Annotated in this window: 20 protein-coding genes and 1 pseudogene; 8 read left to right on the top strand and 13 right to left on the bottom strand. The window is 68.7% G+C overall.

The window, feature by feature from the left end:
• The first annotated feature begins 69 nt into the window (after nt 1-69).
• From ACLQ28_RS22170 to ACLQ28_RS22160, 3 genes are read left to right on the top strand one after another with little or no spacing between them, the layout of a single operon-like run.
• Nucleotides 70-2,496 (top strand): family 43 glycosylhydrolase, encoded by a 2,427-nt coding sequence (locus ACLQ28_RS22170; RefSeq protein ID WP_425688186.1) that lies wholly within the window; start codon nt 70-72, stop codon nt 2,494-2,496.
• Between the two features lie 27 nt (nt 2,497-2,523).
• The gene (locus tag ACLQ28_RS22165) at nt 2,524-3,156 is read left to right on the top strand and encodes a hypothetical protein (protein ID WP_425688185.1); all 633 of its coding nucleotides are present in this window, start codon (nt 2,524-2,526) and stop codon (nt 3,154-3,156) included.
• A gap of 59 nt (nt 3,157-3,215) precedes the next feature.
• Nucleotides 3,216-4,295, top strand: a complete 1,080-nt coding sequence (locus ACLQ28_RS22160; protein WP_425688184.1) for a hypothetical protein — start codon at nt 3,216-3,218, stop codon at nt 4,293-4,295.
• A gap of 211 nt (nt 4,296-4,506) precedes the next feature.
• Here the strand turns inward: ACLQ28_RS22160 and sodN are convergent, their stop codons facing one another.
• The 5 genes and pseudogenes from sodN to ACLQ28_RS22135 all read right to left on the bottom strand — a co-directional run bounded on the left by sodN (nt 4,507) and on the right by ACLQ28_RS22135 (nt 7,190).
• Nucleotides 4,507-4,911: a superoxide dismutase, Ni gene (gene sodN / locus ACLQ28_RS22155; protein ID WP_425688183.1), complete on the bottom strand. Its 405-nt coding sequence runs from the start codon at nt 4,909-4,911 to the stop codon at nt 4,507-4,509.
• A 94-nt stretch (nt 4,912-5,005) separates the two neighbouring features.
• Nucleotides 5,006-5,689, bottom strand: a complete 684-nt coding sequence (locus tag ACLQ28_RS22150) for an HAD family hydrolase (RefSeq protein WP_425688182.1) — start codon at nt 5,687-5,689, stop codon at nt 5,006-5,008.
• Nucleotides 5,690-5,769: 80 nt separating this feature from the next.
• Nucleotides 5,770-5,850 (bottom strand): annotated as a pseudogene (locus ACLQ28_RS22145) (inositol monophosphatase family protein); the annotation flags it as partial.
• Nucleotides 5,851-5,907: 57 nt separating this feature from the next.
• The gene (locus ACLQ28_RS22140) at nt 5,908-6,357 is read right to left on the bottom strand and encodes an iron chaperone (protein ID WP_425688181.1); all 450 of its coding nucleotides are present in this window, start codon (nt 6,355-6,357) and stop codon (nt 5,908-5,910) included.
• Between the two features lie 245 nt (nt 6,358-6,602).
• Complete coding sequence (locus tag ACLQ28_RS22135; protein ID WP_425688180.1) at nt 6,603-7,190, bottom strand: hypothetical protein; 588 nt, start codon at nt 7,188-7,190, stop codon at nt 6,603-6,605.
• Here ACLQ28_RS22135 and ACLQ28_RS22130 point away from each other — a divergent pair.
• Entirely contained in the window at nt 7,161-7,376 is a 216-nt protein-coding gene (locus tag ACLQ28_RS22130; protein WP_425688179.1) for a hypothetical protein, read from the top strand. The two genes, ACLQ28_RS22135 and ACLQ28_RS22130, sit on opposite strands and share 30 nt — an antisense overlap.
• 13 nt (nt 7,377-7,389) lie before the next feature.
• On the opposite strand, the gene ACLQ28_RS22125 is transcribed toward ACLQ28_RS22130, so the two are convergent.
• The 3 genes from ACLQ28_RS22125 to ACLQ28_RS22115 form a co-directional block, all read right to left on the bottom strand.
• Nucleotides 7,390-8,088, bottom strand: a complete 699-nt coding sequence (locus ACLQ28_RS22125) for an NADPH-dependent F420 reductase (RefSeq protein ID WP_425688178.1) — start codon at nt 8,086-8,088, stop codon at nt 7,390-7,392.
• 63 nt (nt 8,089-8,151) lie between these two features.
• Nucleotides 8,152-9,183, bottom strand: a complete 1,032-nt coding sequence (locus ACLQ28_RS22120) for an LLM class flavin-dependent oxidoreductase (protein WP_425688177.1) — start codon at nt 9,181-9,183, stop codon at nt 8,152-8,154.
• Nucleotides 9,176-9,409, bottom strand: coding sequence for a hypothetical protein (locus ACLQ28_RS22115; RefSeq protein WP_425688176.1), 234 nt, complete (start codon nt 9,407-9,409; stop codon nt 9,176-9,178). The genes ACLQ28_RS22120 and ACLQ28_RS22115 overlap by 8 nt, the downstream gene beginning before the upstream one ends.
• Before the next feature lie 301 nt (nt 9,410-9,710).
• Here ACLQ28_RS22115 and ACLQ28_RS22110 point away from each other — a divergent pair, with 301 nt between their 5' ends.
• The gene (locus tag ACLQ28_RS22110; RefSeq protein ID WP_425688175.1) at nt 9,711-10,202 is read left to right on the top strand and encodes a MarR family winged helix-turn-helix transcriptional regulator; all 492 of its coding nucleotides are present in this window, start codon (nt 9,711-9,713) and stop codon (nt 10,200-10,202) included.
• A gap of 19 nt (nt 10,203-10,221) precedes the next feature.
• Here ACLQ28_RS22110 and ACLQ28_RS22105 read toward each other — a convergent pair whose 3' ends face one another.
• Complete coding sequence (locus ACLQ28_RS22105) at nt 10,222-12,654, bottom strand: DUF4132 domain-containing protein (protein WP_425688174.1); 2,433 nt, start codon at nt 12,652-12,654, stop codon at nt 10,222-10,224.
• 1 nt (nt 12,655) lies between these two features.
• Entirely contained in the window at nt 12,656-13,048 is a 393-nt protein-coding gene (locus ACLQ28_RS22100) for a hypothetical protein (protein WP_425688173.1), read from the bottom strand.
• Between the two features lie 77 nt (nt 13,049-13,125).
• Between ACLQ28_RS22100 and ACLQ28_RS22095 the strand changes: the two genes are divergently transcribed.
• Both ACLQ28_RS22095 and ACLQ28_RS22090 read left to right on the top strand, forming a co-directional pair.
• Nucleotides 13,126-14,271, top strand: coding sequence for a sensor histidine kinase (locus ACLQ28_RS22095; RefSeq protein ID WP_425688172.1), 1,146 nt, complete (start codon nt 13,126-13,128; stop codon nt 14,269-14,271).
• Nucleotides 14,268-14,930, top strand: coding sequence for a response regulator (locus ACLQ28_RS22090; protein ID WP_425688171.1), 663 nt, complete (start codon nt 14,268-14,270; stop codon nt 14,928-14,930). The genes ACLQ28_RS22095 and ACLQ28_RS22090 overlap by 4 nt, the downstream gene beginning before the upstream one ends.
• 5 nt (nt 14,931-14,935) lie before the next feature.
• On the opposite strand, the gene ACLQ28_RS22085 is transcribed toward ACLQ28_RS22090, so the two are convergent.
• Nucleotides 14,936-15,373, bottom strand: a complete 438-nt coding sequence (locus ACLQ28_RS22085) for a DUF6223 family protein (protein ID WP_425688170.1) — start codon at nt 15,371-15,373, stop codon at nt 14,936-14,938.
• A gap of 339 nt (nt 15,374-15,712) precedes the next feature.
• Between ACLQ28_RS22085 and ACLQ28_RS22080 the strand changes: the two genes are divergently transcribed.
• Nucleotides 15,713-16,096, top strand: coding sequence for a hypothetical protein (locus ACLQ28_RS22080; protein ID WP_425688169.1), 384 nt, complete (start codon nt 15,713-15,715; stop codon nt 16,094-16,096).
• Nucleotides 16,097-16,448: 352 nt separating this feature from the next.
• On the opposite strand, the gene ACLQ28_RS22075 is transcribed toward ACLQ28_RS22080, so the two are convergent.
• Complete coding sequence (locus tag ACLQ28_RS22075; protein WP_425688168.1) at nt 16,449-16,937, bottom strand: nitroreductase/quinone reductase family protein; 489 nt, start codon at nt 16,935-16,937, stop codon at nt 16,449-16,451.
• A 119-nt stretch (nt 16,938-17,056) separates the two neighbouring features.
• The gene (locus ACLQ28_RS22070; protein ID WP_425688167.1) at nt 17,057-17,824 is read right to left on the bottom strand and encodes a hypothetical protein; all 768 of its coding nucleotides are present in this window, start codon (nt 17,822-17,824) and stop codon (nt 17,057-17,059) included.
• Nucleotides 17,825-18,013 lie beyond the last annotated feature (189 nt).

Below are 18,013 nucleotides of genomic sequence, written 5' to 3'. Positions count from 1 at the left end.
CCATGGGAGCACTCTCAGCGATCCCCTGCACACCGATGACCGCACGTCAGAGTTGAAGGAGGATGTCTCGTGAAGCAACGATTGCGACGGGCGACCCGAGGACGGGTCGCAGCGCTCGCGACGGTCGGCTTGATGCTGACCGCAGGGTTCGTCGTCGGGGCGGCGCCCGTCCAGGCCGCCGACACGAATCTGATCGTGAACGGTGGGTTCGAGAACGGCCTCGCGAGCTGGTTCGTCAACAACGGAAACGCCACCGACGGCGCCCAACTCTCGGCCACGTCGGACGCCTACGCGGGCGCGAGCGCCGCGCTCGTCACCAGCCGGACGACGACCGGATCCGGGCCGATGCAGGATCTCAGCGGCAAGGTGCAGGCCGGCCAGGCCTATGCCCTCACGGCCCGCATCAAGTACGAGAACCCGAACGGCCCGGCTACGAAGCAGTTCTTCGCAACGATGCACTACGGCGGTGGTACCTACACCAACCTCGTGGATGTGGTGGCGACGAAGGGCCAGTGGGCGCAGTTCAACGGGACGTTCACGATCCCGGCGGGGCAGAACGTGTCGACGGCACGCCTGTTCTTCGAGACTCCCTGGACGGCCACGCCGTCCACGGATCCGAACGTGCACCTCATGGACTTCAAGCTCGACGACGTGTCGGTGGTCGGCGCCGCGCCGCCCGCACCGGCGTCGAAGACGATCGAGGTCGTCGGCAAGCTGCCCGGTGAGCACAACCCGTTGATCGGGCACAAGTTCGGCGCCGACGGTTTCGGCATGGTGCACGACGGCCGGGTGTACATGTACATGACCAACGACACCCAGGGCTACGCTCCCGACCCCGTCACGGGCGTCTCGCCGGGGATCAACTACGGCAACATCAACCAGATCACGGTGATCTCCTCGGCGGACCTTGTGAACTGGACGGACCACGGCGAGATCCAGGTCGCTGGTCCGAACGGGGTGGCACCGTTCACCGGCAACTCGTGGGCACCCGGCATCACCAAGAAGGTGGTGAACGGCGTGGAGAAGTTCTTCCTCTACTACGCCAACGGCGGTGGCTCCAGCAACGTGATCACGGGTGCGTCGCCGCTCGGTCCGTGGACCAGCGAGCGTACGAGCACGCTGATCGACGGCAGGACCCCCGGTGCCGAGTCCGTAGCGTGGAAGTTCGACCCGGCTCCGTTCGTGGACGACGACGGCCAGCCGTACCTCGTCTTCGGTGGTGGTCCCGCGGCGACGAGCATGCCGCCGGCCGAGCGCTTCAACAACCCGAAGAACATCCGGTCGATCGAACTCGGCGACGACATGGTGTCGACCGAGGGTTCCGCCGCGGTGGTCGACGCTCCGGTCGCCTTCGAGGCGGGCCACGTCTTCAAGCGCGAGGGCAAGTACTACTTCTCGTACTCCTCGCACTTCGGCGGGAACGACTTCGGTGGCAGCCAGCAGCCGCTCCCCGGTTACCCCGGGGGCGGCCAGATCGGCTACATGATCTCCGACAGCCCGATGTCCTGGCCGAAGGAGGCCTACGCCGGGGTGCTCTTCCCGAACCAGTCGCAGTTCTTCGGCTCGGGCACCGGTGGCAACAACCACCAGTCCGTGTTCGAGTTCGAGGGCAAGTACTACTTCACCTACCACGCCCCGACGTTGAACAAGCGCATCAACGGCAACTCGACGCAGGGGTACCGCAGCCCGCACATCCAGGAGCTGTCCTTCAACGCGGACGGCACGATCCAGCAGGTCGTCGGCACGTACGCCGGCGTCAACCAGGTCCGGAACTTCGATCCGTACCGTGTCTTCGAGGCCGAGACCTTCGGCTGGAGCAAGGGCGTCGCGACCACGAAGGTCGACGGCACCTCCGCCCAGTTCGGCGGCGCGGCGCCGAACCTGGTGGTACGCGACATCGACAATGGCGACTGGACTGCCCTGTCGTCGGTGGACTTCGGCGCCAACGGCGCGCAGAGCGTGACGGCGAAGGTGCGAGCGCTCGCCGCTGGCGCACAGATCCAGGTGCGCCTCGACGACGTCAACGGTCCCGTTGTCAGCACGATCTCCGTCGACACGCCGACGGGCCAGTTGGCCGAGGTGACCGCCGAGCTCGAGGGCGTCACCGGCGTGCACGACGTGTACTTCACCTACACCGGCCCGGCGGGCGCCGACCTCTTCGAGATCGACTCCTGGGCCTTCGCAGCGGCATCGGACCAGCCGGAGCTGCCCGTCACGGTCACCGCCGAGCCGCGGTGCGTGGGTGGCAAGGCGTACGTGGCGGTGCAGGCGCGCAACGATCACGACGCGCCGGTGGGGATCGCCCTGGAGACCTCGTACGGCCAGCGGTCGTTCACGGCCGTCGCAGCAGGTGCGAACGCGTACCAGTCGTTCAACACGCGTGCCGTCTCGGTTCCAGCGGGTTCGGCGACGGTCCGGGTGACCGGGGCCATCGGCGGGCAGGACGTGACGACCGTTCGCACCGTGCAATACCCCGCCAGCACCTGCGGCGGATAACCCTTCATGGATGAGAACGGAGATCAGATGAACACATACAAACGGCGGCAGATGCTCGCGGCCTGTGCCGTCGGCGCCGTTGTGGTCGGGGCGACGGTGCTGCCGTCGCCCGCCATGGCCGACCCTGGCGACGACGCCAGCGTGCGGGTCACTGTCGACATCGACGAGATCAGGGAACCGGGCGTTCTCGCCCTGTCGATCGCCGGCGACTCGGTCGCGCTGTCCGAGGACGGCTCGACCCTGCTGGTTCGCCAGTTCGTCGGTACGCTGCCGACGGTGACGGTCACCGACACGCGCATCGCCGACGAGGTTCCCGATGGTGCCGCCTGGGCTGTGCTCGGCAGCGCGAGCGACTTCGCGGGCAGCTCCGGCCAGGCGCCGATCACGGCCGACCACTTCGGCTGGAAGCCGCGCCTGCTCGACGGCGGGGAGACCGGCCTGGTCACCGAAGGTGAGGAGGTTGTGACCGCTCTCGACGAGGAGACCTTGCCGGGCAACAACGTCGGCCTTGTCGACCAGGAGCTGTTGGTCTCGGCCTTCGACTCCGAGGCCGTCGCCAGCGACTCGTACTCCGTCAACGCCGACCTGTATCTGCGGACTCCCGCTGAGGTCGCCGCCGGCGAATACAGCTCTACCCTCACGCTCTCACTGTTCGAGTAGTGGCTTGGCGGGGGCCTGGACCAGGCCCCCGCCAAACCCCGTGCCGAAGGGCCGTCGTCATGACCGTCTCCCCGCTGCGCCAGGCGCTCACCGTCCTCGCCGTCGTGATCCTCACGGTTGTTGCCGCGCCGGCCGTGGCTGCGGCGGAACCGGACCCGAAAGCCCTGACCTGGACGGTCCAGCCGGCCACCTCGACCGGGCCGGACCAACGCCGGTGGATCAACGCCAGCCTCGACCCGGGGAAGGTGGTGACCGAGCACCTGGCGGTCCGAAACTTCAGCCGTAGCGCTGTCGCCTTCTCGCTGAAGGCCGCCGACGGCTACCTCACCGACAAGGGCCGCTTCAACATGCTCTCGTCCGACCGTCCCTCGGTCGACGGTGGCACCTGGATCGACGTTCAGGAGAAGGTCACCGTCGGCCCCGACGAGACGAAGGTGGTGCCGTTCACGATCACGGTGCCCAAGAACGCCACACCGGGCGACCACCCGGCCGGCATCGCCGCGACCGTCACCAGCACCGGCGGCACGGTCAACGTCGAGAGCCGAGTGGGGTTCCGCGTCATGGTGCGGGTCAACGGGTCCGTCCAGGCGACTCTGCCCATCCAGGGCCTCACCACGACGTACACCCCGTCGTGGAATCCCTTCGCCGGTGGCACCGTTCGGATTCGCTACACCGTCGAGAACGACGGCAACGCCTGGGTCAGCGGAACGAGCCGCGTGGCGGTGTCTGACCTCTTCGGCCGGACCAGCCACGACGCCACAAGTGCTGTCGAGGAGCTGCTCCCGGGCGGCAGCCGTGAGGTGGAGACCCGTGCCAGTGGCGTGTGGCCGCTGGGACGCCTCCGCACGACAGTCACCACGACGCCAGCCCTGCTCGGCGACGGCCAAGCCGGTGCCGATCTCCGGCCGGTCACCGCCACCGTCACCACCTGGGTCGTGCCGTGGGCACAGCTCGCGCTGCTGTGTCTTCTCGCCGTACTGCTCATCGGCCTGCGGGCGGCGGCCCGTCACCGCCGTCGCCGGTTGGCCGGGCTGCTCGCCCGCGCCCGGCAGGAGGGCCGGCAGGAGGGTCAGGAGTCGGTGCTCGTCGGGGGCGCGGCCTCCGGTGGTGAGCCCGACCCGGACGACGCTCGCCAGTAGCGGCCTACGCGTTGAGATCGCGCCGGTCGATCGTGGCGAAGCCTCGCCGGGTCCCGCACCGTCAGTCGCCTGCGGTTTCAACCTCCCGGCGAGGTCAAGATCCGCACAGATTCACTGAAACTGCTGCCTTCGGGCGCGCTGAAGCAGCAAGTTCAGTGATGTTGTGCGGATCTTGACCCGCTGGACCGTGCGGTGATCGCTCCGGGTCGGATCAGCTCTGCTTGGTCTCCCAGAAGATCTTCGAGATCTCCTCGATCTTTGCCAGGAGTTGCTCCGCGACCGCCGGGTCCGCGACTCCCTTCGCACCGCCCGCGCCGGCGAGCTTGGTGGCCTCGTTGAAGAGGCCGTGCAGGTGGGGGTACTTCTCGAAGTGCGGTGCCTTGAAGTAGTCGGTCCACAGGACCCAGAGGTGGTGCTTGACCAGTTCGGCGCGCTGCTCCTTGATGACCAGCGACCGGGTCCGGAACTCCGGATCGTCGCTGGCCTGGTATTTCTCGGAGATCGCCTTGATCGACTCAGCCTCGATGCGGGCCTGCGCCGGGTCGTAGACGCCGCAGGGGAGGTCGCAGTGCGCACTCACGGCGACGCGCGGGCGCAGTAGGCGTGGCAGGTGCATCCGAATCCTTCCGACAACGGGTGTTGGATGGCGAACGCTAGAACCTCAACCAAGCTTCATGTCAAGAGTGCGCCGATGGCCGGTGGGTGCCGACTCACGCCACCAGGGCACCGCTCACGCGCAGTGCCAGCCGAGCCAGGAGTGCGTCCAGGGAGAGGTCCGCGGCGCTGGTCAACACCAGGTCCGCAGCCGTGAAGCGGGCGTGGTCCGCGTGTGGGTTCGGCACGGCGACGCAGCGGAGCCCAGCGGCGAGTGCCGCCGCCACGCCGTGCGCGGTGTCTTCGAACGCAACCGCCTGATCCGCAGGCAGCCCGAGCCGTTCGAGGGCCAGCAGGTAGACAGCCGGATCCGGTTTGTGCGCAGGGACCTCGTCGCCGGTCGCCAGCACCTCGAACCGCGCCCGCAGCCCTGCCTGGTCCAGCAGAGCACCCACGTGCGTGAGCGGGGAACTGCTCGCCACGGCGAGCCGCAGCCCCAGCTCGGCGGCCCGGTCCAGCCACTCGATGATGCCGGGCGCGGGCTGCAGCGCCGCGTTCAACTCTGCTCGGTACGCCATCCGCAGCGCGTGGCTGGACGTGCGGTCGTAGGGGGACCCGACCGCCGCTTCGAGCGCCGTGTAGCGGGCGGCGTTCGCATCCCCGCCATGGTCGGCGAAGAACCCCTGGGGGTCGAGTTGCAGGCCGTGCCGCGCCCACTCCCAACGCCAACTCTCCAGCAGGGTCGTCTCCGTGTCCATCAGCAGACCGTCGAAGTCGAGGATCAGCGCTTTGGTCGTCACAGCGGCCAGTATCCCGGTCTGCTCAGCAGGCATGCCAACCGGTTGGCGCGGTCACGCTCGGGCCTCAATCCCTCCCGGCGCGATGATCCGTATTGGGAGCGGACGACGGCAGCTCCGGCTTCCGCCGCCTCGATGGCCAGCGCATGGTCGGTGATCGACAGGCTCGAACCGTAGGCACCCGACGCCAGCCCCTGACCGTCGGCGCGGGCCGGTGAGCTTCAGGACACCGCAGCCTTCACCAGCTCGATGACCCTCTTCTCCACCGCCGGGCTCCACTTCTGCAGCGCGTACGACACCGGCCACAGGTCGCCGTCGTCGAGGTTGGCCGTGTCCTGGAAGCCCAGGGTCGAGTACCGGTAGTTGAACTTGCCGGAGTCCTGGAAGAACACGACGATCTTGCCGTCCGCGTTCGCGTACGCGGGCATGCCGTACCAGGTCTTCGGCATCAGATCCGGGGCGGCGGCGGTCACCGTCACGTGGACGCGCTCGGCGAGCGCGCGATCCTCCGGCGCCATCTGCGCGATCCGGTCGAGGATCGCCTGCAGCCCGTCGGCCTTCTTTGCACCCTTCTTGCCCTCGGCGCGCAGTTCGGCGGCGCGTTCCTTCATCGCGGCCCGCTCCTCCGGGCTGAAGCCATCGGACACGGTCGTGGTGGTCTTCGCGGACATTCTGGGGCTCCCTCTCGTCGTTCAAGTCCGGCGTGATGCCGGCGACCTGGGAAAAGGCTAGGCCGGACATAAGCCCTGGGGCTTCTCGATTCCTGATCGGTCCGCAGGCCAGACGAGGCGTTCAGGTCACAGTGCCTGTGGTTCTGCCCAACGACGAGGGATACCCTTCCGCCGTGCGCCTACGTCGGAACCCGAGCAGGGGATGGTCACACGATCAGCGCCGCGCGGCCATCGCGGTGGTGCTGTCAGCCGCGATGATCGAGATCCGGGCTCTCGCGTCGAGGCCCGACAGCTCGAAGCATCCCGATGGGCACCTTGCCGAGATCAGGCTCATCGCCGACGTCTGCCACAACCTGCCCGGTGCCGACCAACCTCGGCCAGCCGGCGAGTACGACGGACTCGTCTGGACCTGGCAGGGCGCCAACGATTTCCAGCGATCCTGGCTGCGTAAGCACCTCACTCGAATGGGTATCGATACCACGTTCCTGGAACAAGCCCCGCGACTGCCGCGGCCCGCCACAGCACCAGACACCCGGCCAACCTGGAAACGCTGGCAGCCTCCCCGGGATCCAGGCAGGTTCGTCGCGGTTGACTCCAGCACTCTCGCCACCCTTGTGCGTCAAGCCCATGCGGTCGATCACCACGACCCCGTCCACGGGGCAGCGCGCACCGCCTTCATCGAATGGTTCGTTGGTCACCTCCACCCGGACGGGCAGCACATCCTGCGTCCATCCCGGCAGGACGAGACCCTGTTCCGACCAGACGGTCCAGGGGATCTCCGCCAGTACCGTGCCCTGGTCACCATGCGCGACGGTGCGCTCATCGTCGACCATCCTCGACTCGGCGCCTCGGACGTCTCAGCATTGCCCGCCAACCTTCACCTGCTGCGTCGACTTCAACTGGCCGCCGTACCGCCACGCGGACAGGAACGCGACGCTGGGCTCTGGGCACGTCAGCACCGCGCCACTCACCCGAACTGCCTCGACTGCACCGCGATCAACACGTCCGACAACGGTTGATGACCGGCACCGGTTAGGAGTTCTCAGCCGCCTCGTTCGGCGTCGAGGCTCTGGCAGAGGCAATCGTCCGTCCACGCTCCGACTCGGGGAAACGGTCGAGCATGGCACGCACCTCGTCGGCGCTCACGTTGGCGCCGAACAACTCGCTGCCCGGCTCGAGCCGTACGCCCTCGGCGAGGGGACCCGCGACGACCGGGTCGAAGCCCAGCGCGTCCACAAGACCTGCGACCGTGGTGAGATCAGTGGCGCTGTCGCCGGCGATCGCGATGGCCTTGCGGCCAGGAGCCCCAGCCGGCCGCGCCTCGTCCTCAAGATCGTGGTAGCCCATGTGGTTGAACGCCTTGACGACACGGGACCCGGGCAGGAACGCCTGGACGATCTCGCTCGACGAGGTACGCGGGTTGGTGAGGTCGTCCCGAATGCCGTCGATCTCCCACCAGTAGTTCATGGCATCGACGACGAGCTTGTCGTGCAGCGCCTCGGCGGGGATGCTGCGGTATTTGCCCAGTGGAAGGGCGAGGATGACGATGTCCGCGCCGGCCACCGCGTCAACCGCCGTGGTGGCCGCCGCCCCCGGCGCGAGCACCTCGACGGTGAGGGCGATCTTCGCCGGGTCGCCCGAGCCGGCGACCAGCACCCGATAGCCAGCGGCGACGGCGAGCCGGGCGAGCACCGTACCCACCTTGCCGGCCCCGAGAACACCAAGGGTCACAGGCCGGCTCCGGTCGTTGTCGAACATGTCGTCCTCTCGTTCTTGTGCGTCCGTCGGCGCTGGTCAGCTGGCCAGGATGTCGCGGACCATGGGGATCACCCGTGAGCCGTAGAGTTCCACGGCGCGCATCCGGGCGCTCATCGGCTGTGCGCCGGCCGAGTAGATGAGGTCGAACCGGCCGACGCCGAGGCTGCGGATCGCCCGCGCCATCCGGCGGGCCACTGTCTCCGGCGAGCCGATGTAGAGGGAACCACCTTCCACTTCGGAGTCGAACTCCTGGCGGCGGATCGGTGGCCAGCCGCGCAGCGCACCGATCCGGTTCCGCATGACACGGTAATGCGGCCAGTACACCTCCTTCGCCTCCTCGTCGGTGTCGGCGATGAAGCCCGGCGAGTGCATCCCGACCGGGTGCGCGGTCGTGCCGAGCTGCTCGGCTGCCCTCCGATAGAGGTCCAGGTAGGGCGCGAAGCGCTCGGGGGCACCACCGATGATGGCCAGCATGAGCGGAAGCCCGTACTGGGCGGTGCGCACGACCGACTGCGGTGAGCCGCCCACGCCGACCCAGGTGCTCAGGTGCCCTGATTCTGTCTTCGGGAAGACGTCGGCGTTGTCCAGCGGGGCGCGCAGGGTGCCGCTCCAGGTGACCGGCTTCTCGTCGAGCAGCTTGACGAACAGGTCGATCTTCTCCTCGAACAGCGTGTCGTAGTCGCGCAGGTCGTAGCCGAAGAGCGGAAACGACTCGGTGAACGAGCCGCGACCGAGGATGACCTCGGCCCGGCCGTGCGACAGCGCGTCGACCGTGGCGAAACGCTGGAACACCCGGACCGGGTCGTCCGAACTCAGCACGGTCACCCCGGACGCCAGCCGGATCCGCGACGTACGGGTGGCGATCCCCGCCAAGACCGTCTCCGGCGTCGACACCGAGTACTCCGGCCGATGGTGCTCGCCCAGGGCGATGACATCGACGCCGAGCTCGTCGGCGAGCACCGCCTCGTCGACGACCTGCCGGATCGCTCTAGCGTGGGACACGAGCTTGCCGGCGTCGTCCTCCGGTACGTCGCCGAACGTGTCGAGGCCGAACAAGAGATCAGACATGGGTGGGCTCCTTCGCCAGCAGCTCCCGGACCCGCGGCGCGACCTCACTGCCGAGCAGTTGGATGGTGCGTGCGCGTGCCACGCGGGGCAGGTGCATGATGTCGTACTTCAGGTCGAAGCGGCTCAGCCGCAGATCACGGGCGACCGTGGCGATCTTCTGCGCCACCGTCTCGGGTGATCCGACGAAGAGCGCGCCGTGGTCGATTTCAGCCTCATAGCGCGCCACCACGTCTCCACCGCCTCCTCGTCGGTGTCTGCGACAAGGCCGAGTGAGTGCTGCCCGATTGGCCGCAGGGTATGCCCGTGTTGTTCGAGTGCCCTGGTGTAGAGGTCGACTCGGCGTCGCTCAGGACCCGGTCGCCGTCGCTGGCCACCTCCCCGAACGAGTTGAGCCCCAGTTCGAAACCTGCAGCTGTCATCGTGTCCTCCTCGGTGCTCCGGGCCGGCGACCCGCGGGAGCGGCCCTACCGGTTGACGTGTCAATGATGCTAACTTGGCGATTGACACGTCAATTCCAGGAGAGTGAGATGACGGAGGCCACACTCGGCCGGCGGGGGGGACGACAACTCCCGACCTCGGACGAGCTACGGATCTGGCGGGACTTCATCGAGACGACGGCGGCCCTGGGCTCCCGGCTCGAGTCCCGCCTGCAGAGCGACTCCTCGCTCTCGACGGGGGACTACGCCGTCCTGCTCGCGCTCAGCGAGGCCGAGGGGCAGGCGATGCGTTCCTCCGCACTCGCGGCGCACATCGGTTGGGAGCGAAGTCGGCTCTCCCACCATCTGGGGCGGATGGAGCGGCGGGGCCTCATCCGCCGGCAGGAGTGCGCGACTGTTCCCCGTGGGGCGGAGGTGCTGCTCACCGCCGCCGGAGCCGAGGCGTTCGGGGGAGCCACCTATCCGCACCTGCGCGCCATCCGTGAGCTTTTCGTCGACGCCCTCACCCCGGATCAGGTCCTCGCGGCGGGAGAGATCGCAGCGGCGCTCAGAGTGCACCTCGACGGCCTGCGCGAGGAATGATCTCCCGGCGCCCCGTCAGTCATCTGGTGAGCTGTCGGAGCACCGTGGTGTCGGTGATCGTGTCGTCTGCCGCGAGCATGATTGCCTTCGACAAGATCGTCGACAGCATGGGGTCGTCGTCGAAAGGCAGGTGAAGCCGGCCGGTGCGATCACGCGCCGCGACGATGCACAGGTAGGCATCGTCGGGCTCCATCAGAATGGTGCCGGACCCGAGGTGTATCCGATAGCTGCGGACGTTCCCACGGACGTGCAGGTACCGGTCGGAGAGGTCCACCCGATCGGCGATGTTCGTGCGCGGTAGCAGCCGCGCCAGCGCGTCTCGGCGTACCTCCGCCGATGGGGTCAGCGCTGCGCTGACGGTGCTGCGCCAATAGGTGTGCAGCCGATCCTCGCCGCGGTCGGCCCACTGCGGGTCGGTGGCGATCGAGGTGACGCCGACGAACAGGTCCACGTCACGCATGGCCTCGGTGAAGACCAGTGGTGGCACGTCGACGACCGGCGCCGGTTGCCACGTCGCCCCGTCCCGGCGGGCGAAACGCACCTGGTCGGTGGAGCAGTATTCGACGTCGTAGCTGTGCGGATCGGGGTTGTCGACAAGTTGATGGTGAAACGACGCCCGCCACGCACCACCGCCGAAGAGCTTGGTGGCTTCGCTGTCATAACCGCCGTCCCAGGTGCCGAGGTAGCCGGCCTGCCAGCCCCGAGCGCGCAGGAGGGCGTTCGCCTGCCGGTAGCGCAGAATGTGCGCGGCGAACCGGTTGGAGTAGGTGTGCGTTTGCTCCTCCGCAGGCGTAACCAGGTAGACCTCTCGAAAGGCCTGCTTGAACGGCTGTGCCAGACCAGTGGCGAGCACGTGCGCACGCCAGGCGAAAACCTCGTCGGTCGTCGCCCGAGCGGGATGCCACAGCCTGACCCGGTCGCGGGGAATGGCCTGGCCGTCCCGGCCGGCGATCGTCCATCCGTCGCTGTCCCGACGGGGGAGACCCGCCGTCCAGCGATGGCCGTCGGTGCTGGTCTCCCACAACAGCCGTCGCCCGTGGGTCCCGGTGATCGGGTGTACGAGGAATCGGGACAACCAGTCGGCGTACGACCAGGTGCGCTCCTCGGACAGCAGTCCTTCCACCCGTTGGCGTTCGGCGGCCAGGCTCGCGTTTACGCGTTTGACGAGGTCACGTAACTGCTTGAGCTCGTCACCGTATGCCTGCTTGACCTGAGCCGGGATGCCCTTGAGGGGGGCACCGTCACGACCGAAGCTCAGGCGTGCTTTCTCGCCCGGGACGTCGACCGTCGCTTCGTACGGCCCGACCTGTGCGCACAGTCGCCCATCGAGGCCGAGCCCGTGGTCGTCGATCGCGAGCTCCATCACCTCGCTGAGCGACCATCCCCGCTGAGCGCCGATGCGGGTCAGCACGGACTGGATCCGGCTCAGCATCGCCTTGTTCTTGACCGTCACGGCCAACCTCGCCAGTGTGCGTAGCGGCACCTCACCGCCCCGGCCCGCGAGCAGTTGCACGGCCGCGACAGCCGTCCGTTGGGCATGGGGAGAGCTGGACGACTGCCGTGGTGCCGCCGCCGCGGCGGCGGTGACTCGCGCCAACAGATCGGTCGCCCGCTCGTCAGGCTGACGCGACAGCGCCCAGACCAGGCCGCGGATGAGGCGGTCCGAGTCGTCATGCAAGGGCCGGCCGTAGGCGGTGAATGCTTCGAGGACCGACCGCACGGCCCGAGCGCCGTCAGGTGTGGTGGCGAGCAGCTCGTCGAGGCGCCGCTGCCATTTCACCGGCGCGGCCGGCTTTTCCAGAGAGGCGCAGTGCGTCAACACCTCCGGCACGCCCGGCGCGGTGAGGGCAGCACTCATCTCGGCGCGGACGAGCGGCCCGAAGCCATCTCCATCGTGGAGCAGCCAGGACGGCACGCGACGGCCGGTGGCGCGATCGAGGGCCTCGCCAATCAGCTTGACAGCGCGTCGTCGCGGCTCCGCCTCGACGAAGTAGTAGCTGACCAGTTCGCTGATGAGGGCATCGAGGGCCGGCACCAGGTCGGCCAGCTCAGCGGGAGCCAGGCGCGCGGCGATCGCGGCCGGTAGCTCCAGGCACGCGCCGTTGTCGTAGCTCTCGTCCCACGCGGCAACCTCCAGGCACCACACGAGGTCTGCCCGCGTCCAGGGCAGGTCTCCGTCAGCCAGACTCCGCACCACATCGTTCAACGCGGTCGGAGTCCAACTTGTCGACGACTCCAGGTGCATGGCCAGCGCCGCGCTGCGACGCTCTTCGACCGGCCACGACTCGACCGCGGCCCAGACCGGCACGTTGGTTATCGAGTGTCTCCAGTGGTAGGTGTTCGCGCTGTGGAGAACAGCCCTGATCCGAGCATCAGCCTCGGCGAGACCGATCTCCACCTGTCGTCGGTCGTCATCGCTGAGGGCGGGGAGGAGCTCTTTCCAGTGGCCCATGTCAGCCACCGACCAACGGGACGAGCCGCACGAAGGCCACATCCGGGTCGGCGAGCAGGTCGATCTCCTCGTCGAGGTCCTCGATCTGACGGCTGCCGACCAGCAGCAGGAAGCCGTTGCGGGCGAAGGCGGCACAGGCGGCGTCCGCCTGTTGCTCCCAGTCGAGCCGCCTGCCTCGGGCGACCCGGTAGCCGTTCAACGTGGCCTCCGTGTCGGTCGGCTGCAGCAGCCCTCGGAAGTGCTCGGGCTGGTGGGCGTTGAACCGCGCGACCTCCTCGCGTACCCGTAAGCGGACCAACTCCCGCGCTGAGATGCGCTCCGGCAGCCCGGTCAACGGCCACTGGTCGATGGCTTTTCCGGTCGCTGTCTCGTCCCGCACATTCGCCGTGGCCATGCCGCCAAGCTCCTTGCCTTGAGGTGAGCGGCATCATGGCACGAGCCTCCGACGAAACGCGGGTTAGGCTTCGGCCTATGTCAGGGTCGCGGTGGCGTGGCCGGACGGCGGACACGGCCCTGGTGCTCGCCGTCGGTCTGGTCGCCCTCGTCGGCCTGGTGGTGCAGTCGCGTGGCATCGACACCACCGCCGAATGGGCGGCGCTGGTGGTGGTGCTCGGTTCCCCCGCTGCGCTCTGCGTCCGCCGCCGCCATCCGGTGCCGGTGGGCGTGGTGGCGCTGGCCGCCGTCGGCGCGTACGGGGCGTTGCTGCACAGGCCCGGCCCGATCATGTTGGTGTTCGTCGTGGCGCTCTACACCGTCGTCGACGAGGGATATCTCCGCCTCGCGATCGGGCTCGGTCTCGCCTCGGTGATCGCCTTCGCCGTCGCGGACAGCTACAACCGATCCGCGGACACGATGAACGGGGCGACGCTGCTGCACGCGGGTTGGCTGATCGCGGTCATCGTCGGTGTGACCCGCAACCGTCAGGCCTACCTCGCCGAAGCGCAGGCCCGCGAGGTCATCGCCGAGCAGCGGATGGAGGAGGAGGCCCGGCGGCGGGCCACCGAGGAGCGGTTGCGCATCGCCCGCGAGCTGCACGACGCGCTCGGTCATCACCTCTCGCTGATCTATGTGCAGGCCAGTGCGGCGTTGCACCGGCCGGACCCGGCCCGGTCCGAGCAGGCGCTCACCGCGATCAAACAAACGAGCAAGGAGACGTTGCGAGAGTTGCGTGCGACGCTGGGCGTGCTGCGGCAGGAGGGCGCGGCACCGGTCGTGCCCAGGCCCGGCCTGAATCGCCTTGGCGATCTGATCACGACGGCCGGGCGGTCCGAGTTGACGATCCGCACCGAGCTCGCCGAGACCCGGTCGCTGCCGCCGGAGGTCGACCTCGCGGTATACCGGATCGTCCAGGAGGCGCTCACCAACGTGGCCCGGCACGCGGGCGCCACCGCCGCGGTGGTCCGGATCCGGCCCGACCACGACGACGTGGTGGTGGAGGTGGAGGACGACGGCACCAGCACACCAGGCAAGCCCGGCAGCGGGATCCTCGGCATGCGCGAGCGTGTCCGGGCGCTTGGCGGTTCGCTGACCACGGGCACCCAGCCGGAGGGCGGTTTCCGGGTCTGCGCCCGCCTGCCGCTGGGCCCCGGCCCGACGCCCGCAGGCGAGCCGGCGTGATCCGGCTGCTGCTCGTCGACGACCAGACCCTGGTACGTGCCGGCTTCCGGTCCATCCTGGAGGGTGAGGACGGCATCGAGGTGGTTGGCGAGGCCGCCGACGGCGCCGCGGCGGTGCGGCTCGCCGGGCAGCTGCGACCGGATGTCGTCCTCATGGACATCCAGATGCCGGTGCTGGATGGCCTCGCTGCCACCGCGGAGATCGTCGCGAGCTGCGCCGCCCGCGTGATCATCCTGACCACGTTCGACCTGGACGATTATGTCTACCGCGCGTTGCGGGCCGGTGCGAGCGGCTTCCTCGTGAAGGACACCGAGCCGGCCGAGCTGATCCACGGGGTGCGGGTGGTCGCCCGTGGCGACGCGCTGATCGCGCCGGCGATCACCCGTCGGTTGATCGCCGAGTTCGCCGCCCGGGTCATGCATCCGGACCCCGGGCCGCGACTGAGCGCGCTCACCGAGCGGGAGCGTGAGGTGCTGACGCTGGTCGCTGCCGGCCTCTCGAATGACGAGATCGCGGCGCGGCTGGTGCTGAGTCCAGCGACCGCCAAGACGCATGTCAGCCGGATCATGACCAAGGCGCAGGTCCGGGATCGCGCCCAGCTGGTGATCCTCGCCTACGAGTCCGGCCTGACCGTTCCTGGTTGGCTCGCCCGACCCTGACCACCTCAGGCGGGCAACCGGCCGGTGCGGCGGGAGCGGCCCAGTGCCAGCCCACCGAGGACCACGCCGACCAGCCCGACCGCCAGGGCCACGAAGGCCCCACCACGCCCGTTGCCCGTGCCGATGCCACTGTCGGAGGTGGCCACCACCACCACACCGCCGAGCGCCATGGCGGTCAGCCCTGCTGCCAGGGCCAGGACGGCGCCGAGTCGCCCGGTGCCGGTGCCGACGCGACTGGCGGGGCGGGCCAGTGCCAGCCCACCGATGAGCGCGCCGACCAGCCCGAGCAGGGCGGCCATGCTGGCACCGAGTCGCCCGGAGCTCATGGCGAGAACAGCGGCGGCGGCCGGTTGGACGGAGGCGTGTGCGGCTGCCGGTGCGGCCAGGTCGATCCCCCCGAGCGGGGCGGCTACGGCGGTGGAGAGCAGGTGGCGGATGGACATGGCGTTTCCCCTTCGATCGCCTGACGCGTACAGCCGGCAGCGTAGGTATCGGAGTGCGCGTTGGTCGTCCTGCCGGAGTTGTCGATGCGACTACCACCCCGGCGGTACGCAGCACGCTTGCCGTACTGCCGCAGTTGTCTTCCCGAGCCTCGACCGGCTCGTTCACCGGCCGGCAAATACCGCTCTGACCTGCGGTTTTGTCGGATCCGAGCAGTGGCTTTCTCGGTCTGCGAGTGGTACGACTGGAGCATCGACCATTCGGCAGCTGCGGTGGTCAGTAGGAGGTAGGGCCGTGCGTCTCACCAGCACCAGATCCCCGGATCTGCCGGCGAGACCGTCGTGACGGGCCCGGAGAGCACCGAGGAGAAGGCAGCCGCCTACAACCGCGGTCTCGACGCGGGCCGGATCGAGCAACGTCTGCAGGGGCACGATGATCACCTCCGGCATATCAACGGTTCGATCGAATCGATGACCCAGGCGCTGCGTAGCCTCACCGAGGAGCTTCGCGCCAACGTCGCCCTGTTCAGCGCCGGTGTGGTCGCGGATCGCCGGGATACCAGGGAACGGGACAGGATCGCGGAGGTTCGGGTGGAGGAGGCCGATATCGCCGAGTCCCAGCGGACGGTCCGGTGGACGGCGTGGCAGCGCTGGTTCGCAGTCGTCGGCGCGATCATCCTGGTGGTCAACTTCGGCCTCGGCCTGTACCTCGCCTTCAACCGCTGACTCAACCGGCTCTGGCCAGCAGGAACGCCTGGTCGTCGCGCTCGGTGCCCCGAGCCCGCCGCAGCAGGCGGCACTCCTCCCGCAGGCCGGCGGCAGCGATCTCGGCGGCGACCTGCTCCACGCTGTAATGGTGTCGCTCAAGGTGGATCTCGTGGCCGAAGCGGCGGTACGCCGCCGACAGGTCACGCGTGCCCTCACCGGCTTGAAACCCGACGAGCAGATGGCCGGTTGGGCGCAGGACCCTCGGCCCGGGTGTCCGGCAGATGGCTGGCGTAGGTCTTGGCCACCGTGTCGTAGGCACGTCGCACACCACGGAGGTCGAGCGGATCTGCGGGCGAGAGCACGAGCCGCATCATTGCACTGCCGAGTCACCACCCGGCCTGGGTTCCAGCACGACCACCGTGGTCTCGGACGACCTCCGCGCCGCGTGGGCGTCGAAGTTCGCGTCGGACTCGCTCCACCGTGGCCACAATCGCAACCGCTCGTCGTTGGTGGCGGCGCGACCGCGGACCAGCCGCGGCCCGCCGACCACGTCGACGGACGCGTCCGGATGCGCCTGCAGGTTGAGCCACCAGGCAGGCTGACCCTCACCCCACCCGTTCATCGCCACTGTGACCAGGTTCGGACCATCCTCGAAGTACGCGACGAGGACGCCTCGCTGCTGCCCGGTGCGGCGACCGGTCGTGGTCAGCCGCAGCACACCCCAGCGATTCGCGCGTGGTTGCCACAGCCCGACCCGGCCGCCGGAGACCCGGTACAGCCCCCGGTGCACTGACCAGGCCAGGCGGATGAACCAACGCGGCGGGAGCCATGGTGCCTTCGCCGTCTGACCGTCCGACATGATCGCCTCCCACCCGGACTGATAACTCAGTCTGCGGGTGTGAGCGCGCTCGCTGTCCTGCTGTCCTTGATCTGACGCAAGCCTCGGCCGTTCGATTGACCCCCGTGCACCGCCTTTTTCTACCGCTGCCAGGCGTCGAGGGTCTTTGCGCCGTCGCGGACAACGCGGTCCAGGATGGTGGGATTGCCGCTGCTGCCCTCCCAGCCCTGGTCGTTGAAGACCGTCACGGCGTTGCCGACGCGTACCACCGCGATCTGGCTGGACCCGTTGCCGCCGGTGCGTGTCCCGTTCAGGTTCGCATAGGGCCACGTCCGGGTCACCAGCAGCGCCTCATCGCCGACGCCGGGCAGGTTTTGACTCTTGACGGTGGTGGAGTTTTCGAGTTGCGTGTAGGAGGGACACGACCCCACGGCGGTGCGGACGCGTGCCAGGTACGCCGTGGCACCGTCGTCGTCGAAGGTGAAGATGGTTTGGTGGATCATCCCCTGCGGCGTATTGCCCTCGTTGTCTCCGGCCTTCTTGTAGGTGCCGGTCATCGCGGCGCTTGCGGTCACCTGTCGGCCTCCGGTGCCGAACTCGTTGGCACACAGCTTCGGCAGGGCCTCCTCGACGCCCGTAGCGCGCCGCGGCGACTTCCGTAACTCGGACGGCAACTCGACGAAGGCTGATGTCGGGATGGTCGCCTGGGTGCTCGCACTCGGCGACGGTGACCCGGTCGGATCCACCGCTGCCGCCGCGGTCGTCGGCGCTGCGGTCGGCGAGGCCGAGTCGGACGGGTCCGCAGTGGCGGTGCAGGCAGTGGCAACAGCGATGGTGGTGCCCAGCAGCGGGACCAGCACAAGCATGTTTCGCATACGGGCGGGCGGTAGCGGTACGTATCGGCTCATGATCACCCCTCTCAATATTGGAGAGGTTCCCTGTGGCGAACCGTCCCAAACGACCACGCGCAGCCGCCGGACGCCGACCGGCCCTGGGTGAATCGGGGTGTCGCCACACCGCCCGGCCCACTAGGCTGCCCGTCATGACCAGCGTGATCGCCCACTGCACCGGATCGTCGTGTGACGTCCAGGTCGGTG

The organism is Micromonospora sp. DT201 (assembly GCF_049841575.1).
In the GTDB taxonomy this organism is placed as follows: domain Bacteria; phylum Actinomycetota; class Actinomycetes; order Mycobacteriales; family Micromonosporaceae; genus Micromonospora.
Note: the sequence above shows the minus strand (reverse complement) of the source record. Positions and strands in the feature narration are given on the sequence as shown.

What these genes read in the sequence shown, in the direction of transcription:
- ACLQ28_RS22165 (WP_425688185.1), top strand. Translation starts at nt 2,524, where the DNA reads ATGAACACATACAAACGGCGGCAGATGCTCGCGGCCTGTGCCGTCGGC.
- ACLQ28_RS22160 (WP_425688184.1), top strand. Translation starts at nt 3,216, where the DNA reads ATGACCGTCTCCCCGCTGCGCCAGGCGCTCACCGTCCTCGCCGTCGTG.
- sodN (WP_425688183.1), bottom strand. Translation starts at nt 4,911, where the DNA reads ATGCACCTGCCACGCCTACTGCGCCCGCGCGTCGCCGTGAGTGCGCAC.
- ACLQ28_RS22140 (WP_425688181.1), bottom strand. Translation starts at nt 6,357, where the DNA reads ATGTCCGCGAAGACCACCACGACCGTGTCCGATGGCTTCAGCCCGGAG.
- ACLQ28_RS22130 (WP_425688179.1), top strand. Translation starts at nt 7,161, where the DNA reads ATGCGCGACGGTGCGCTCATCGTCGACCATCCTCGACTCGGCGCCTCG.
- ACLQ28_RS22135 (WP_425688180.1), bottom strand. Translation starts at nt 7,190, where the DNA reads ATGGTCGACGATGAGCGCACCGTCGCGCATGGTGACCAGGGCACGGTA.
- ACLQ28_RS22120 (WP_425688177.1), bottom strand. Translation starts at nt 9,183, where the DNA reads ATGTCTGATCTCTTGTTCGGCCTCGACACGTTCGGCGACGTACCGGAG.
- ACLQ28_RS22110 (WP_425688175.1), top strand. Translation starts at nt 9,711, where the DNA reads ATGACGGAGGCCACACTCGGCCGGCGGGGGGGACGACAACTCCCGACC.
- ACLQ28_RS22105 (WP_425688174.1), bottom strand. Translation starts at nt 12,654, where the DNA reads ATGGGCCACTGGAAAGAGCTCCTCCCCGCCCTCAGCGATGACGACCGA.
- ACLQ28_RS22100 (WP_425688173.1), bottom strand. Translation starts at nt 13,048, where the DNA reads ATGGCCACGGCGAATGTGCGGGACGAGACAGCGACCGGAAAAGCCATC.
- ACLQ28_RS22095 (WP_425688172.1), top strand. Translation starts at nt 13,126, where the DNA reads ATGTCAGGGTCGCGGTGGCGTGGCCGGACGGCGGACACGGCCCTGGTG.
- ACLQ28_RS22085 (WP_425688170.1), bottom strand. Translation starts at nt 15,373, where the DNA reads ATGTCCATCCGCCACCTGCTCTCCACCGCCGTAGCCGCCCCGCTCGGG.
- ACLQ28_RS22075 (WP_425688168.1), bottom strand. Translation starts at nt 16,937, where the DNA reads ATGTCGGACGGTCAGACGGCGAAGGCACCATGGCTCCCGCCGCGTTGG.
- ACLQ28_RS22070 (WP_425688167.1), bottom strand. Translation starts at nt 17,824, where the DNA reads ATGAGCCGATACGTACCGCTACCGCCCGCCCGTATGCGAAACATGCTT.